This is a genomic window from Vibrio sp. 397 (genome assembly GCF_033339395.1).
Lineage (GTDB): Bacteria > Pseudomonadota > Gammaproteobacteria > Enterobacterales > Vibrionaceae > Vibrio > Vibrio alginolyticus.
In genome coordinates, this window is the sequence record NZ_JAWOUN010000001.1 from 311020 (window position 1) to 328165 (window position 17146).

Genomic DNA, 17146 nt, shown 5'->3' on the forward strand with positions numbered 1-17146 from the left:
TAAGGGGAAATCATGAACAACCTACAATCTTTACTACAAACCATCGATAATTTTGTCTGGGGTCCACCGCTGCTTATTTTGCTAGTGGGTACAGGTGTTTACTTCACTTTTAGCCTTGGCTTGATCCAGTTTAAACACCTCCCAACAGCGCTAGCGATGGTATTCAGTAAAGATAAGTCATCTAATACTCAAGGTGACGTTTCTAGCTTTGCAGCTCTTTGTACTGCACTCTCAGCAACAATTGGTACTGGTAACATTGTTGGTGTTGCCACAGCAATCAAACTAGGTGGACCAGGCGCTCTATTCTGGATGTGGCTCGCTGCCCTTTTCGGAATGGCGACTAAATACGCCGAATGTTTGTTGGCGGTTAAGTACCGAAGAGTCGATGATAAAGGCCAAATGATTGGTGGCCCAATGTATTACTTGCAATACGGTGTTGGCTCAAAAGCTCTCGCGATCATGTTTGCAGTGTTTGCTTTAGGTGTTGCTTGTTTTGGTATCGGTACGTTTCCACAAGTAAACGCGATTCTGGATGCAAGTGAGATATCTCTTGGTGTTAACCGTGAGCTATCTGCCTTTGTACTAACTCTTTTGGTTGCTTTCGTAACTTTGGGTGGCATCAAATCCATTGCTAACGTTGCAGGAAAAGTGGTTCCTACCATGGCTGTATTTTATGTGTTGGCGTGTTTAAGCGTGATCATCATGAATGCAGACCAATTGTTCAATGCCGTTGAATTAGTGCTGGTTTCAGCCTTTACATCAACAGCAGCGACTGGTGGTTTTCTAGGTGCAAGCATCATGTTGGCAATCCAATCAGGTATCGCTCGCGGTGTGTTCTCAAATGAATCAGGTTTGGGTAGCGCGCCTATGGCAGCAGCAGCAGCGAAGACAGACTCTTGTGTTAAACAAGGCCTAATTTCAATGACGGGTACCTTTTTCGATACCATCATTATTTGTACCATGACAGGCCTTGCTCTAATCCTGACCGGTGCATGGCAAAGTGACCTAGCAGGCGCCGCGATGACGACTCATGCTTTTGCGGTGGGTTTAAATGCAGATACATTTGGCCCTATGCTCGTCTCAATCGGTTTGATGTTCTTCGCTTTTACCACCATTCTTGGTTGGAACTACTACGGTGAGCGTTGCGTTGTGTTCCTGTTCGGAACTAAAGCTGTGCTTCCATACAAACTGATTTTCGTTGGCTTGGTGGCATCTGGTGCATTCCTTCACCTCGATATGATTTGGCTACTGGCTGATATCGTAAACGGTCTGATGGCAATTCCTAACCTGATTGGTTTGATCGCACTGCGTCACGTCGTACTGGCAGAAACCAAACTGTTCTTTAGCTCAACATCGCAATCAGGTGAAGTTGAAGCAGTGAAAGCTTAGTGAAATGACAGCTGTTCGGTCACAAACTACCAGTAACGGAGAGCAAAGCACATTAGAAATGGTAAAAACATAAAGCCCGCTATTATTTAGCGGGCTTTATTTATCTTCGGTTAAATGGTTAATCTCTCAACCATTGATGCTCAACGTTTTCTCCACGTTCTTCAAAAAACTTCGCATTTTTTTGCTTGAATTGATCCGCTTTCAACTCTGATAGCGGCCAGTCTAAAAATGCTTCTGTTACAAACGAGTCGCCGACACCAACCTCAATCGATTCCAGATGTTTCCCGATGTAGCGATAAAAGTAGCCTTGCCCAAACGCATCGCACACCATAGGTACATGCCTGACACGTTGATGATTGACAGAGACCGAAGCCCAAGTCGTCGTTTTAGGTTCACAGGTTTGCTCTTTTACAACGTCGACCTCAAATTTATTGTCCATAGTTGTCGAAACAAAAACGACAATAGCGTCATGCAAATACACACGCCTGAGCAATAACTGTTTAGTGTCTTGAGTTCGCGTTTGTTGTATTCCATTAGCAAAAGGCTCGAAGTAGCCCCAGTGCCAAGACCAGATCATGCCGCGTTGCGCAAACTGTACTTGTGGCCACGTATGCCAAGCAACAGCGGCACCTATCCCCACAATAAATACAGCGAGTAGTATCAACAATCGATAAATATTACGCATTAAACGGGTTTTTCAATTAATAACTTCACACCAAGTGCGACTAATACTGCGCCCGTCGCGCCTTCCATCCACTTCATAAAGCTTGCATTCTTTAGTAGATTTTTAGCCGAGTTAAGCGCGCCAGCTAAACCACACTGCCAAACCATCGCAATAGCAAAGTGTACAGATGCCATCATCATTGATTGAAGCAAGGGTGAACCTTCTGGATTCACAAACTGTGGTAAGAAAGCCAAATAGAAGACCGCCGTTTTCGGGTTCAAGACGTTAGAAAGAAAGCCCTCTCTAAAAGAGCGCTTACCATTAAACACTTCGTGAATCTGCTCGGTCACGGTCAATCCATCTTTCGACGACATTAGCGCTTTTAAACTGCTCAAACCAAGCCAGATAAGATAAGCTGCGCCAATCATTTTTACGATTTGGAACAACTCTGCTGATTGCGCAAGAATCGCCGAGATACCAACCGCAGAAAAAAAAGCATGTACGAATAAGCCAAAGCAAATCCCTAGACTGGTTGTACATCCATCTTTTAGGCCCGAGCGGCTAGTGTTACGGATAACAAGTGCAGTATCTAAACCTGGCGTTAACGTTAAAATCGTAATGGCAATAATAAATGCCTCGAAATTCAAAATATCCATATTATCGTGATAATTAATTGTCAATCCTTCATCAATACCGCCAATCCACAAGATTCGCAAGCTTCTTTTTTAAGAGAGCTATACAACTGGGTGAGTTTATGGACAATGGGTTGGAGTTAATTGTTAATTATTAGTAAATTAACGCAGGTTGCTTAGTGCAACACCATATGAAGGACCCGTTATCGGGTGTTTAGGGAAAGAACAAAAGAATAAGAGTAGTCACATGAACGCATTTACAAAACTCGTTGAACATTCCAAAAAAGTGGCAAATTTTGAGCATCTATCTGCCATCATAGATTGGGATCAAGCAGCGGTCATGCCACCTGGTGGCGCTGAAGCACGCTCGAATGCCACGGCAGAGCTTGATGTACATATCCATTCTTTAATGACTCAACCGCACTTGGGAGAGCTTTTCGCTCAGGCAGAAGAAGACACGCTGTCTACAAAAGAAAAATCTATCCTAAGAGAAATGAAGCGTGGGTGGCAGCAAGCTAACTTACTACCAGAATCATTAGTTCAAGCTCAATCTCTTGCTGGCTCCAAATGTGAACATGCATGGCGTACACAACGTGGAGAAAATGACTGGGCTGGTTTTGAAAAGAACTGGGCTGAAGTAGTAAAGCTATCGCAGGAAGAAGCGCAAATTAGAGCCGAAGCAAATGGCACGACTCCTTATGATGCCATGCTCGATGTTTATGAACCTGGCACAACGTCTGCGTCGTTAGACATTCTTTTTGCTGACGTGAAAACCTGGCTTCCTACTTTGATCGATGAAGCGCTTGAAAAACAACAATCAGACAACATCTTATTGCCAACTGCACACTACCCTGCGGAAAAGCAAAAAGCGCTCGGTTTGGAAGTCATGAAGCTACTTCAATTCGATTTTGAACACGGTCGACTTGATGAGAGTACCCACCCATTTTGTGGCGGTGTACCGACAGATGTACGTATTACGACACGTTATAATGAAAACGAGTTTGTCCAATCATTGATGGGGATTGTCCACGAAACTGGCCATGCTCGATACGAGCAAGGGCTACCAAAAGATTTATCAGGAACACCCGCGGGAGAAGCTCGCTCTATGGGTATTCATGAATCACAATCACTCTTCTTTGAAATGCAAATAGGACGAAGCAGCGCGTTTATCGATCACCTCGCTCGACTGGCTTCTAACCATTTTTCTGGTAGTGAATTCGAAAAAGACAATTTAGCCAAAATTTACACTCGCGTAGAAAAAGGCTTTATTCGCGTAGATGCTGACGAACTTACATATCCTGCTCACGTTATTCTTCGATATGAAATTGAGCGAGATCTCATGAACGGCGTCATCAAACATACAGATGTACCAGAACTCTGGAACGAAAAGATGAAAGCGTACTTGGGGCTATCAACCGAAGGAAACTTCAAAAATGGCTGTATGCAAGATATCCATTGGACAGACGGAAGTTTTGGCTATTTCCCGTCCTACACGCTCGGTGCGATGTACGCTGCACAATTTATGGCAGCAATGAAACAAACCGTCGATGTAGATGCGGTTATTCGTTCTGGCGACTTAGCTCCGATATTCAATTGGCTCTCGGAAAACATCTGGAGTAAAGGGAGCTTATTCACCACTGATGAGTTGGTAAAACAAGCCACGGGTGAAACACTGAATGCTAAACACTTTCAAGCTCACCTAAAAGATCGCTACTTATAAAGCGAAAAGAATAGAAAGTAAAAGCCCAAGGTTCGTATGTTCCTTGAGCTTTTTGTAGGCTATCTATGTGTTATGCCAAGCTAGGGATGAGCCTAGGCTTGTACAAACAGTCCTCACCCTCTGGTCTAGTTTTAAACCGACGATGAAGCCACATATACTGGCTCGGACTTGCCATGATTGATGTTTCAACTATTTGATTCACGAATGCGGCGGCGCGTTGATGATCCTCTTTCGGGAAACCTTCGACGGGCGCACTAATGGTTAGGGTATAGTGTCCGTCTTTTCCTCTTACCATCGTAAAAGGCACAATGGCGCAATCTGTAGAATCAACCAACAAACTTGTACCTGTCGTAGTACAAGCATTTTTAACGGCAAATAACGGTGCAAATGTCGAGCGTCGGTTACCATAATCGTGGTCCGGTGCATACCAAACCCGCTCACCCGTTTTAAGTGATTCAAGCATGGCTTTGACGTTTTTACGATCAATCAGTGTACGATTAGAGCGAGAGCGTCCCTTATACTGAAAATAATCAAAGCACGGATTATTGTTTGGGCGATAAACACCGGTTCCAGACTTTTTAATGCCAAAAGCTCGAGCACCTAACTCTAGATTCATTGAGTGTACGGCCAACATTAATGCACCTTTGCCTGACTTCTCTAAAGCCTCTAGATGCTCCATGCCTTTTATCGTGACGTGTTTGTTTACCCGTTTATCTGACCAAAACCATGCCATTGCGGTCTCAAAAAGTGCGATGCCAGTATTGTCGATGTTGTCTTTTAGAATTGCTTCGCGTTGGCATTTTTCCATATGAGGGAAGCAAAGCTCAAGATTGCGTCTGATCGTAACTTGACGTTTTCTCATGAATCGCATAGCTAAACGACCAATGTTGCGTCCCAAAGCTAGTTGAACTTTAAAAGGAAGGAGGCTAAGTAAGTACATCACGCTAATGATAATTAACGTTCCCCAGTAACGAGGCAAAAGAAATTCGGCCTTGAAAGCAGGCTTTTTGTATTTGTTCATGTAAGTATTGTCAGATGTGCCCATCTATAAGTGATAAAAACAATGATAATGGACTGCACTTTTATCATTGATAACGCTAATAACATAAATTAAAGCGCGCGGATTCTATGGTTCTTCGACACACTACACAATAAGAACTTTGCAGAAATATGTAGGGAATGAAAAAGCAGTAAAGATGAGTCGCCACGTTAACATCTATCGGAGTGATTTATCTACTGCCCTTTCCTAAAGTTTGAAGAAACATAACTTTGTATTTTCAATGCGCTAAATAATGTCTATTTTTCAATCACATAATGCGACCGTTATGAATACAACAATAAGACGTCATATCAATACTCGCCATTAGCGATTGAATTTGTACTAAAAAGCCGCAGCAATTTCTCGCTGCGGCTTCTTATTCACTTAACAAGTAGAGTGGCGTTATTCGTGCCCTACTGTTTTGGATAATAAATTTACGATCAACACACCTGCGATGATAAACCCAATACCAACTAGGGCTGGTAAGTCTAGACGCTGTCCGTAAACAAAGTAACCAACCGTCGCAACCAAAACGATCCCAGCACCACTCCATATGGCATAAACAACCCCGACAGGCATTGTTTGCACTGTGACGGAAAGCAAGAAGAAAGCGATGCCGTAACCAATCAAAACGACTGTGCTCGGCATTACTTTCGTAAATTGCTCTGTTTTGGGAATATAAGAAGTGGCAATCACTTCACATACAATCGCTATCGACAGCGCCAACATTGGTGGCATAGAGACAAGCATTTTGAACATAAGGCATTAACGCTCAACAGAAATGTAACCGACAACATGTCCGGATAATTAGACCGCGCATTATACCCAACTCATCTCACGATGGAATACCACTAACGATGTTTACACACCATCACTTTCGCTTACTTTTTGATGACCAGGTGAAAGGCTGACGTTTTGGTGCTGACGAGAAATTTCAAAGTAGATATGCATATCAATCGGCTCAGGTGTATTGAGTAGCATCTTACCTACTTCACGTTGGAAATGACCATAATTACCTAGCTCATCCGTTAGTTCTAGGAGCTCGTAAGAGGCTTCATCGGCAAACATTCCATACGCATACTGATAATGACTGATATCCTTGCTCTTATCATAACCCAGCTTTTGAAGAGCTTGATCAATCTCTTCCGGCGTATAAATGTCTTTATCACCAAACGAATGCAGTAGCACGCAAGGAACTTCTTGAGCGATGCTCTGAATCTTTGTCTTTCTCTTGAAAATACCGAACATAATGTCCTCCACTGACGATGTTTCCAAACATGCACATTAATGCAAAATGGTGAGCTGATTGTTTTTAGTATGGCTCATTAATTTGAGACTTCCTTACTACGAAGTCACCTTCACATATTAACGTGATCGCATAATTACCAGGAAATAGTACACACTGCGTTTCAAACCTATCTCATCAGAAACTCTGCTTTAGTCACAATTGTGTGACAACCCCGAGTACGGTTTACCATAATGTAAAGAGTAGATTGAAAAGTCGGATTTCGTATCGACATCTAAACTTAATTAAGTTAGCTTTAGAAGTATAGACGTCTAGATTGACTATACTTAGGGAGAGAAAGTCGTGCCAATTAGAATTCCAGATCAATTACCAGCTACCGATGTATTAAGGACAGAAAACATCTTCGTGATGAGTGAAACGCGTGCAGCGAGTCAGGAAATACGTCCTTTAAGAGTGCTGATCCTTAATCTGATGCCAAAAAAAATAGAGACTGAAACTCAGTTTCTGCGTCTACTCTCAAACAGCCCACTACAGGTTAACGTCGAATTACTGCGCATTGATAACCGCCCGAGTAAAAATACGCCAACTGAACATTTAGACACGTTTTATCGCCAATTTGAAATGGTGCGAGATAAAAACTTCGATGGCATGATCATTACTGGGGCTCCATTAGGTTTGGTGCAATTTGAAGATGTCATTTATTGGGATCATCTCAAAACCATCATGGAGTGGGCAAAAGATCATGTGACATCCACTCTTTATGTTTGCTGGGCTGCGCAAGCAGGGTTAAAGCTACTCTACGATCTACCTAAAAAAACGCGTAAAGAAAAACTTTCAGGCGTGTATCATCATCAAATCCATCATCAGTTTCACCCTATCTTACGCGGATTTGATGACACGTTTTTGGCTCCTCACTCGCGTTACGCAGATTTTTCGCCTCACTTTCTAGAAGAGCATACTGACTTAGACATTTTAGCGACATCGGATGTCGCAGGTGTGTACTTGGCCACCACAAAAGACAAACGAAATGTCTTTGTCACAGGACACCCTGAGTATGATTCTCACACTTTACATAATGAATATATCCGAGATTTAAGCGAAGGTATGGAGCCCGCTATTCCTGTCAACTATTACCCAAACAACAACCCAGATAACCCACCAATTGCAAGCTGGAGAAGCCATGGACACCTCCTCTTTTTAAACTGGCTGAACTACTGTGTTTATCAGCAAACACCGTACGATCTCGATCACTTCAGTGAAGATGCTTTCACTAAAGACGATTAGCTTCAAAATAAGCAAACAAAGCACTCATCATTACCGAAATGTAATATGTGAACCAAGCCGCCATATGGCGGCTTTTTCATAACAGTTTGCAAACCTGATCGCATAGTGTTTTTTCCTCAATAGGTTTTTGCTAAGTAATTCATATCATGCAGAAAGATTCAGGGATGTAGGGATAAAGAATGAAAACAGCAAAGCTCGGTGCACTAATATTATTGTCTCAGTTTGCACTCGTGGGTTGCGTGACGGTGAAAGAAGATGGAAGCCCTGTCGTTAAAGCCGATCCTGTGGCAATGGCAGAATCACGTATCGCACTTGGCTTAGGTTATTTAGACGGCGGTAACATGATTCGCGCGCATGATAACTTACAACAAGCCTTAAACCACGCACCTCAATACTATCGCGCGCAATTATCTATGGCTCACTACTACGAAACGGTTGGTGAAGATATTAAAGCCGAACAGATGTATAAACGCTCTCTACGCCAACACACTAAAAACGGAAATGTGCTCAATAACTACGGTACTTTTCTTTGCAAGCGAGGTGACTTCGAAAAAGCCGATCAGATGTTTAATCGAGCCATTGAGCAGCCTTATTACTACCTTATTCCAGCAAGCTATGAGAATGCAGCTTTTTGTGCGCTAAAATCACAAGATAAAGACAAAGCGAGATACTACTTTACTAGAGCTATCGATCATGACCCTCATAGACCAAAATCGATTTTGCAACTCGCTAAAATAGAAATTGATAGCGGTGATTATACTGAAGCTAGAATTCGATTAATGAGATTCAATCAAATGTATGGCGTGAAGAAGCCCTCTTTGCAACTCATGATTCAACTTGAACGTGCAGCAGGCAATGAAGCTCTCGAGAAAAAGTATCAAAAACAATTGGAAAAATTTTCTTAGTACAAAATAGCGATACATAAGGCGCATTAGCTCACAGCCAATACAGCGCTTGACCAAGAATCCAGTGAATTCAGACTCACGGTGATACATTCATCCTGTACATAAACGTCAAATTCGGTACTATTTGAACGGAATAAGTGACCAAGTCACATTATAAAAAGTGCGCACACAACGAAATTTGTACATCATACTGTTTTTAAGATTGATTTCGGCACATTGATAAATACTAAATATTACTGACATGCACCAGAAGGAAGTTGAAGCCGGATGAAACCTGCCTGCACTCTGTTATTACTCACTTTGCTGAGTTCACCTTTTGTTGTCAGTGCACAAGAAAATATTGAGAAAACATTCACATTTGGCATTGTGTCCAATAAAGCCCAAAGCAAAATCAAAAAAGCGACGCCCCTTACTCAGTATGTAACTGAAAATATGACTGAATATGGTTACGCAAAAGGGGCGGTAAAGGTATTTAAAAATTATCGTCAGCTCGCGGTTGCGCTTGAAAATGGCACCGTTCAAATTGCAACGGCGACCCCCTTTAATGCGATGACCTTAGAAAAGGAGTCTAATAGCCAAGTTCTTGCTATACGATGGAAAAAAGGCCTGCAAAAATATCATACGGTGTTCTTTACTAATAAAGAGAGTGGCATTGAGTCACTTTCTGACCTGCGCGGAAAAACGCTTGTTTTCGAAAAGCGCACGTCTACCAGCAGCTATTACCTACCTGCGATTACATTGCTGAACCACGGAGAAAAACTGCAATACCTTCCCTCTCCTGATGACAAACCGGCCAAAGACAGCATTGGTTATTTATTCCTTGATGAGCAACTCGCTCAGTCAAATGAAATCAACCTATCTGTATGGGTATATAAACAGAGAGTTGCAGCAGGAGCATTCAGTAACTTCAACTGGAACAATCCCAAAGATTTGCCAGAGAACATGAAAGACAAACTAGCGATTTTTTCTCGTTCTGTTGAAATACCCAGGGATTTGATTCTCGCTTCTCCAAGCATGAGCCTAGAGCAACAGCGTAAAATCACGTCCATACTGCTTGATATGGATACAACTCACGAAGGCTCTCTCGCACTTAAAAAGTTTCAGAACACCAAAAAATTCAGCGCGCTTACTCCAGAAATGCGAGCCTCCTTAAGTACAGTGCGCAAGTCAGTTCACTTATTACCGAAGGTGGATTGATGTTTCAAAAGCTCTCACTCGAAACCAAATACATTTGCTCGACAATGTTCGTTGTCTTGTTTGTTGTGGTGATAAATCTTGCGTTATACATGCACGGTTACGATGCGTATTCAAATAGCTTAACTCAACAAATCACGAACAACTCTCAAGAAAAAACAGAATCTTACGTTAAGCAAAAAGGGTTGGTTTATGCAGAGCTATTATCAAAACAGCTTTTTGATCCACTCTATACAGACAATATCAGTCAAGCGTATGAGCAAATTAAGGCAACATTGAGCCAGCCAGATGTCTCGAAAATACATGTTGTTGACAATGAAGGGCTAATCTTTCACGACGGCACTACTCAGCTAAGGATGTTTGCCCAACCTCATTACCGCTCTCCTTTTATTTTGAAAGCAATAGAAGAATCTAGAACTCTCGTTTCCTTTTCCAAGCATCAGTTGGAGATCGCAGCGCCGATTCAGCAATCAAACATTACTCTTGGGGCGGTGTATCTTGAGCTTAACTTGATACATCTACTGGAAGAGAAAGAACAGAACATTGAACAAGTCCAAGCGATTACCTCAAACGATAAACAGAAGATGTTTAACTTGCTGCTAACGATCAGTGGGATATCCGTTCTATTCGGTAGCATCATCGCTTATGCTTTGGGGCGGTCGTTAACTAAGCCACTCAAGCAACTAAAAGATCAATTTTCAGAGTCAAATACCCAAGCGCTGCCAGTCACCGATATACAAAGCAAAGATGAAGTGGGAGAACTTATTTCGGCGTACAACAAAATGTCAAACAAAGTGAACCGATACACCAGCCGAGTTGAGTTCATGGCGTACCACGATATTCTGACTTCCCTGCCAAACCGAGAAAAGTTACTCATTGATATTCAAACGCAAATAACTGACCACAAATCCCCCTCACTCGCGGTTGTGTTTATTGACTTGGATGACTTTAAGCACATTAACGATAACTACGGACATAACATTGGGGATAAATTGCTCGGCCATCTTGCTTCAGAGCTTCAAAGCCGTTTGCCGAGTTATTTTAAGCCGCTTTACCGCCTTTCTACCATCGTAAGTCGAGTAGGTGCGGATGAATTTGTACTGGCCTTTCCGTGCTCGGACAGTCATGAAGCTACAGAAAAAGCGCACGCTATTCATCGCCAACTACTCTCTCCCTTTAGTTTGGAAGAGAACGATATTCAAATTACGGCAAGCCTCGGAATTGCTGTGTATCCAGAATTTGGTTCAAACGCTGAATCTCTTTTACAGCTTTCCTCTCTTGCGGCGCAGGAATCTAAAAGACGCGGTAAAGACATTATGACGATATACGACTCCACGTTTGATGAAACGATTAAACAACGTTTATACATAGAACGAGAACTGCGTCGTTCAGTACGTGACTTGTCTCAATTCGAGCTGTGGTATCAACCACAATTTGATCTAAAAACCTATCGCCTAATTGGGGTCGAAGCATTGGTTAGGTGGAATCATCCCGAGAAAGGCTATATCAGTCCAGAATCGTTTATCCCGATCGCAGAGCAAAGTGATTTAATATTGGAGCTTGGAGAACATATCATTGAGACAGCAGTTGCTCAGCGGGCAATGTGGGCAGAACATTTCGGTACGGATTTTCACATCGCATTAAACTTATCCCCAAGGCAAATCTATCGCCAAGATTTAAGTCAATTATTTTCTAAGTATTTACGACGACATGATGTCGCCCCTCAAACCATTCATGTTGAAGTGACAGAGTCACTTTTTATTGATGATACAGAGAAAGCTCAATATGTGCTTAAAAAACTACAAAGTATCGGAGTGGAAGTTTGGCTAGATGACTTTGGTACGGGGTATTCAGCCCTTGCCTACCTACAACATATGGCTTTTGACGGGCTCAAGATTGATCGTTCATTTATCGCTCAAATCCGAAAAAGCGATCAAGACGATTCATTAGTTCGCGCGATTGTATCCATGGCTCACAACCTAAGAATGAAAGTAGTAGCCGAAGGCGTAGAAACTCAAACTCAACTCACACGAATGGAGTCTCTCCACTGTGACGTCGTACAAGGCTTTTTCTTAGGTAGGCCAGTACCTGCTGAGGAATTGATTGCATTTGAATACCAACGAGGGAGTGGCGCTCAAAGCGTCAATCACTTTGCTTAGAACGCCGTTTTGTTAACTATTGCCGCTTAGCGCGTTAGTACTCGTAATGCAATATCGGTCACACTTCCCCCACCTCATTAATATGAATTTTCTCTTAAAATCTAACATCTGAGATAAATAAACTACACTTTTCATATCAACTTCTTGGATATGGAAATGCGCGTGGTAGGAATCTTTTCTTGGAACAACCTGTCGGTAAAACAAAAGCTATTTGGGTTGGTTTTGCTGCCAATTTTATTGTTGCTTGTCCTCGCGGGTAAACATGTACAAAGCCTTTCTATCCAGGCTCAGGAACTACAAAAAGCACAGTTATTCTCTGTCTACATCGACCGCGTATCTTCGCTTTATCACCTACCGAATAACCCTGATTTAATAGATAAGCAACTAAAAACTCAGCAGATATCTCAATTGTTACGCGACACCGCTGCACCAGTATTCGGTGAAAACGCTGAGATACTAAACCAGTTGACAAGCTTTGAGGAAGCAACCCTCTCGATGCTCTCTTCGCAAAATCAAGAAGAAAAGTTAGATGCGGCAGAGTGGCGCGCTGATACGTTCAAAGAAATCCTCATGAGCTTAGACAAAGTCTATTTTAGAAATGTGAGTTATGAAACAAACACTCACCTTTCTTCTTTGATGCAACTTGAATGGTTGATGTTTTGGTCCACTGAAGAGCATAGATTAAGCGAATATTTGATTCGATCTTCAGAGGAAAATAACGAGTATGACCTCACAACACAGGCTTCTATCCAATCTTTAATCCAGAACCAACAACTATTTCTAGAGCGTTTTGTGACGCTAAATGCCAATCAACAACAAGTAGATCTGCTCATTGAGACGTTTACGGGTGAAGTCTTTATCAAAAGCCAAGAGTTTCGTGCTTATTTATTGCAACCAGCTCAACTCAAATCATTAACCCCGGATGAGATTGATGCGGGGTTATCTGCACTCAACAAACGCTTATCGTTATTACAAAGTGTTGACGACAAAATGGAACAACAGCTGAGTGATGATATATCAAAGACAATCAACACGACGACACAGCACCGCTTTACCTTTATCGCAATGATGAGCCTTTTAACGCTGTTGGTCGTAAGTTTAACGCTAAGATTGGTGCGAAAAGTTACTGGAAACTTGAATCTAGTCCTCAAATTTCTCAGTAACGAAAGCAATGAACAAAGTAACACTGAAAATTCACCTCTTGCTCAACTAATAAAGGGTAAAGACGAGCTGAGTAAGTTTGCTCGAGAGGTAAAAAAGCTTAGTGATGAGCGGATGTTGTCCAGACTAAAGCTCACACAAGCTAAAGAAGATGCAGAACAAGCAAAAGATGATGCAATTAAGGCGAGTAAAGCCAAAAGTAGCTTTTTGGCCAACATGTCCCACGAGATCCGCACGCCGCTAAATGGCGTTATTGGCATCTCTGAAGTGTTATCCGATACTTCCCTGACTGCCACACAACGCGATTACGTCGACACGATTGAAACCTCCTCCCAACTGCTTTTGAGTTTAATTAATGACGTTCTAGACTTCTCAAAAATTGAATCTGGGATGTTGCTCATTAGCCCACATTCAACTTGTGTTCGAGAGTCTATCTATGACATTGCTTCTATCATTTCACCGAAAGCAAAGGAAAAAGGCATCGATGTGCAAGTCAACATTAGCCGTAACACGCCTTACCACGTAATGTTGGATGACCATCGTATACGCCAAGTTGTCATGAACTTCATGTCTAACGCGGTAAAATTTACCGAACAAGGCAGTGTAGAGCTATCGGTCATCACCCGCGAAATTAAAAATGGTGAAGCGGTCATCGAGTTTTCCGTTAAAGATTCTGGGATTGGTATTGATGCCCAGCAGCAAAAGAAAATATTTGCTCCATTTGCCCAAGAGGATAACTCTACTACCCGACAATTTGGGGGAACTGGACTTGGGCTTGCCATTAGCACGCAATTAGTTGAGCTAATGGGTGGAGAAATTCAACTTGAATCCGAGAAAGGTAAAGGCAGTCGCTTCTTCTTTGAACTAACTGCTCCTGTTGTGACGCAAGAGTTTAACGCTTATCACGCTCTGAATCACAACGATATATGGATTGTATGCAGCAGTACTCAACTAGAACAAAAACTGCGTAACGAGTTAAGTTTTTTCAACATCAATATAACGCAGTCAGTAGATACCTTAAGTGCGTTGCCAACGTGGATTGATAACGAGCGCGTTATCGTTATTCATGTAGAAGCATCACCAAATGCAGCGGCGATGCATATCGATGAGATAGAAAGCCTTTGTAAACGAAACATTCGTGTCTGCCTCATCAAGCACCTTCATAGCCCACAATTCGACTTTAGAAACAATATCAGCGCCTTGGTCACTCAGCCACTACTAGGGCAGCGCTTAATTAAAGCACTTGAAAGTTGTGCGGCAAATTTCTCGCACGCACAACAAGAGAGCACTTCAGCGCAACATGTTAAATCTCTGCCGAAAATTTTGGTCGTTGATGACAATACGGTCAATCAAAAAATCGCGGGGCTACACGTCACAAAAGCTGGCTTCGACTTTGATGTCGCAGTAAACGGACAAGAAGCGGTTGAGAAATTTCAACAGAATCAGTACAGCCTAATTTTAATGGACTGCATGATGCCCGTAATGGATGGATTTGAAGCCACCCAAATAATTCGTCAAATAGAAGTAAAAGAAAAACGCGCTTTCAGAATTCCGATTATTGCTCTAACGGCAAGTGTGGTCGATGACGATATACAAAAATGCTTTGACGTTGGAATGGATGACTATGTACCCAAACCGTTTAAAGCAGGGTTGCTTAAAGAGAAGTTAGATAAGGCAATAGGGTTACGCGTTTCCAACACGACGCCTGCTGAACCACACCAAGAGAACACCACCCCCGATAAAACTCATGAACTACCTGCAAGTTCTGAGCAACCAGAAGCAACGGTAACGCCTATTCGCTCCGAACGCATCTTGCTTGTCGAAGATAATAGAGTGAACCAGAAAGTGGCTTCTCTATTGCTATCTAAAGCAGGCTATCAATTCGAAGTCGCAGAAAACGGTCAAATTGCAGTCGAAATGTTCCAAAAAGATGGAAAGTTTGATGTTATTTTGATGGATTGCATGATGCCCATAATGGATGGGTTTGAAGCTTCTAGGCAAATTAGAGCTTATGAAGCGAGTAAAGGATTAGCTAAGACGCCCATTATCGCATTAACAGCAAGCGTCGTTGATGATGATATTCAACGCTGCTTTGATTCAGGAATGGATGCCTACGTACCAAAGCCTGTGCGCAAAGAAAAACTGTTGTATCAAATTGAACAAGCAATGTAGGTGGATTCTATGAGTAGAAATCATTCTCGCGTTGCTTTTCCTTTGCGTTACATAAAACGCTATCTGTTTATTCTGATTGCCCTTCTTTCATTAAATTGCCAAGCTCTCGCTGCAGAGAGCTACGCCGTTTTCTCATTTAATGACGAATTCTCTCCGCTCACTGTCAATAAAGCGCGAAAGTTGTACAGAGGGAAGACGCAACTTTTACAAGGCCAGCGAATTGAACTCTCTGACTGGCCTGCGACATCAACAGAAAGAGCTGAGTTCTATCGTTATCTTCTCAACAAAAATTTAGCGCAAATGAACGCGCATTGGGCAAGCTTGTCTTTTTCAGGTAAAGCTAGACCGCCAAAAGTGATTGCACGCTCCAGCATTGATGACCTCATAGCATGGATGCAAGAGAAGCCGAATAGAATTGGTTATGCCCCAACATCGAGCGTCCCTAGTAATGCTCATGTTTTATGTGTGGTTAGCTCGGAGAATTGATATGAAAAAATATTTAACCATGTTATCGCTGAGTATCGCGACCTTTCCGAGCTCAGCCACGATTGAACTAACAGAACAACTTTCTTTAAGTGGTTTTGGCTCTACTTCGTGGGCAAAATCCGATAACCCAACTACGGTACTAGTTAACCGCTTTATTGGCGATGAATCTTGTTTCGATTGCGATACCACTTTCGGCATGCAGCTCGATTATTTTCACAAGGCATTTCGGGCATCCGCACAAGTCGTAAAGCGCCCGCAAGACCATTGGAGCTCGCCTCAGCTCGAGTGGGCGTATTTGGCTTATACCTATAAAAACATAGAAATAAGAGGAGGACGCTTAAGACTGCCACTGTTTTTGATGTCTGAGTACAACTATGTCGGTCACGCTTTTACCCAAGCCCGCCCACCGAATGAGGTATATGACAGCATTCTAGGTATCACGGCTTATAACGGCCTATCTGCACGCTGGATTCATGACCTTAATGAGCAAGTCGTACTTACCGCCATGCCGTTTGTCGGGTTTAAAGACAATAGTGACGTAACCATCAATGAACGTACTGAATTGGAAATTGAGTCAAACAACACTGCAGGGATGAACTTAACGCTAAGCGGAGAGAGCTATCGTTGGAATTTTTCCTACCTCCACGGCGATTATGATCAAACAACGACGCTCTCTAACATTGAGCAGTCCACTCCCGGTGGCGGAACCACAATCATTGACCGTCTAGTTGAAACAGAAAAAAACAACACGATCGATCTGTTTTCTCTAGGGTTAAGATACGAGCTCGATAACATTGTGATTATGGCAGAAGGACAGACCAGCAATCTTTCCTCATCTTGGTACGCGACAACAAGTTATAATGTAAAAAAGTTGACTCCTTATATTGTTTACGGTCAGCAGTTTAATAGTCGGGATAAAAAAAGTGGAGACAGTTTCTTACTCGGATTGAGATACGACCTAGATTACAACGTTTCCCTAAACGCAGAATGGCAAAGGTTCAACGCCTACAATAATAGCTCTGGCGCGTTTTCATCAGCCCCAAAGGATGACAGTGCGAGCCTTTATACGCTAATGCTCAACTTCGTTTTTTAATG

Annotated in this window: 14 protein-coding genes; 9 read left to right on the forward strand and 5 right to left on the reverse strand. The window is 42.5% G+C overall.

Annotation, left to right across the window (positions count from 1 at the left end; genetic code table 11):
* Positions 1-12 precede the first annotated feature (12 nt).
* Positions 13-1389 (forward strand): alanine/glycine:cation symporter family protein, encoded by a 1377-nt coding sequence (locus tag R7P36_RS01375; RefSeq protein WP_005377785.1) that lies wholly within the window; start codon positions 13-15, stop codon positions 1387-1389.
* Positions 1390-1507: 118 nt separating this feature from the next.
* Here the strand turns inward: R7P36_RS01375 and R7P36_RS01380 are convergent, their stop codons facing one another.
* Together R7P36_RS01380 and R7P36_RS01385 are read right to left on the reverse strand one after the other, a co-directional pair.
* Positions 1508-2074, reverse strand: coding sequence for a hypothetical protein (locus tag R7P36_RS01380; protein ID WP_005385713.1), 567 nt, complete (start codon positions 2072-2074; stop codon positions 1508-1510).
* Positions 2074-2709 (reverse strand): LysE family translocator, encoded by a 636-nt coding sequence (locus R7P36_RS01385; RefSeq protein ID WP_017820932.1) that lies wholly within the window; start codon positions 2707-2709, stop codon positions 2074-2076. Before R7P36_RS01385 ends, R7P36_RS01380 begins: the two co-directional genes overlap by 1 nt.
* 223 nt (positions 2710-2932) lie before the next feature.
* Between R7P36_RS01385 and R7P36_RS01390 the strand changes: the two genes are divergently transcribed.
* The gene (locus R7P36_RS01390; protein ID WP_017820931.1) at positions 2933-4405 is read left to right on the forward strand and encodes a carboxypeptidase M32; all 1473 of its coding nucleotides are present in this window, start codon (positions 2933-2935) and stop codon (positions 4403-4405) included.
* A 70-nt stretch (positions 4406-4475) separates the two neighbouring features.
* Here R7P36_RS01390 and R7P36_RS01395 read toward each other — a convergent pair whose 3' ends face one another.
* From R7P36_RS01395 to R7P36_RS01405, 3 genes are all read right to left on the reverse strand, one after another.
* On the reverse strand, positions 4476-5426 hold the full coding sequence (locus R7P36_RS01395; protein ID WP_053303308.1) for an LpxL/LpxP family Kdo(2)-lipid IV(A) lauroyl/palmitoleoyl acyltransferase: 951 nt from the start codon (positions 5424-5426) through the stop codon (positions 4476-4478).
* A gap of 420 nt (positions 5427-5846) precedes the next feature.
* Positions 5847-6182 (reverse strand): DMT family transporter, encoded by a 336-nt coding sequence (locus tag R7P36_RS01400; RefSeq protein ID WP_069593657.1) that lies wholly within the window; start codon positions 6180-6182, stop codon positions 5847-5849.
* A 123-nt stretch (positions 6183-6305) separates the two neighbouring features.
* Complete coding sequence (locus R7P36_RS01405; protein ID WP_005377791.1) at positions 6306-6692, reverse strand: DUF6559 family protein; 387 nt, start codon at positions 6690-6692, stop codon at positions 6306-6308.
* A gap of 340 nt (positions 6693-7032) precedes the next feature.
* Here R7P36_RS01405 and metA point away from each other — a divergent pair, with 340 nt between their 5' ends.
* The 7 genes from metA (at position 7033) to R7P36_RS01440 (ending at position 17144) form a co-directional block, all read left to right on the forward strand.
* Complete coding sequence (gene metA, locus R7P36_RS01410) at positions 7033-7974, forward strand: homoserine O-acetyltransferase MetA (RefSeq protein WP_005377792.1); 942 nt, start codon at positions 7033-7035, stop codon at positions 7972-7974.
* Positions 7975-8153: 179 nt separating this feature from the next.
* Positions 8154-8879 (forward strand): type IV pilus biogenesis/stability protein PilW, encoded by a 726-nt coding sequence (gene pilW / locus R7P36_RS01415; protein ID WP_017820928.1) that lies wholly within the window; start codon positions 8154-8156, stop codon positions 8877-8879.
* A gap of 267 nt (positions 8880-9146) precedes the next feature.
* On the forward strand, positions 9147-10076 hold the full coding sequence (locus tag R7P36_RS01420; protein ID WP_053303129.1) for a phosphate/phosphite/phosphonate ABC transporter substrate-binding protein: 930 nt from the start codon (positions 9147-9149) through the stop codon (positions 10074-10076).
* A complete protein-coding gene (locus R7P36_RS01425; protein ID WP_213899325.1) occupies positions 10076-12232 on the forward strand; it encodes a GGDEF domain-containing phosphodiesterase in 2157 nt (718 codons plus the stop codon). The genes R7P36_RS01420 and R7P36_RS01425 overlap by 1 nt, the downstream gene beginning before the upstream one ends.
* A 156-nt stretch (positions 12233-12388) precedes the next feature.
* Positions 12389-15565, forward strand: coding sequence for a response regulator (locus R7P36_RS01430; protein ID WP_213899324.1), 3177 nt, complete (start codon positions 12389-12391; stop codon positions 15563-15565).
* Between the two features lie 9 nt (positions 15566-15574).
* Positions 15575-16051, forward strand: a complete 477-nt coding sequence (locus R7P36_RS01435; RefSeq protein ID WP_017633987.1) for a hypothetical protein — start codon at positions 15575-15577, stop codon at positions 16049-16051.
* A gap of 1 nt (position 16052) precedes the next feature.
* Entirely contained in the window at positions 16053-17144 is a 1092-nt protein-coding gene (locus tag R7P36_RS01440) for a hypothetical protein (protein WP_064353870.1), read from the forward strand.
* Positions 17145-17146 lie beyond the last annotated feature (2 nt).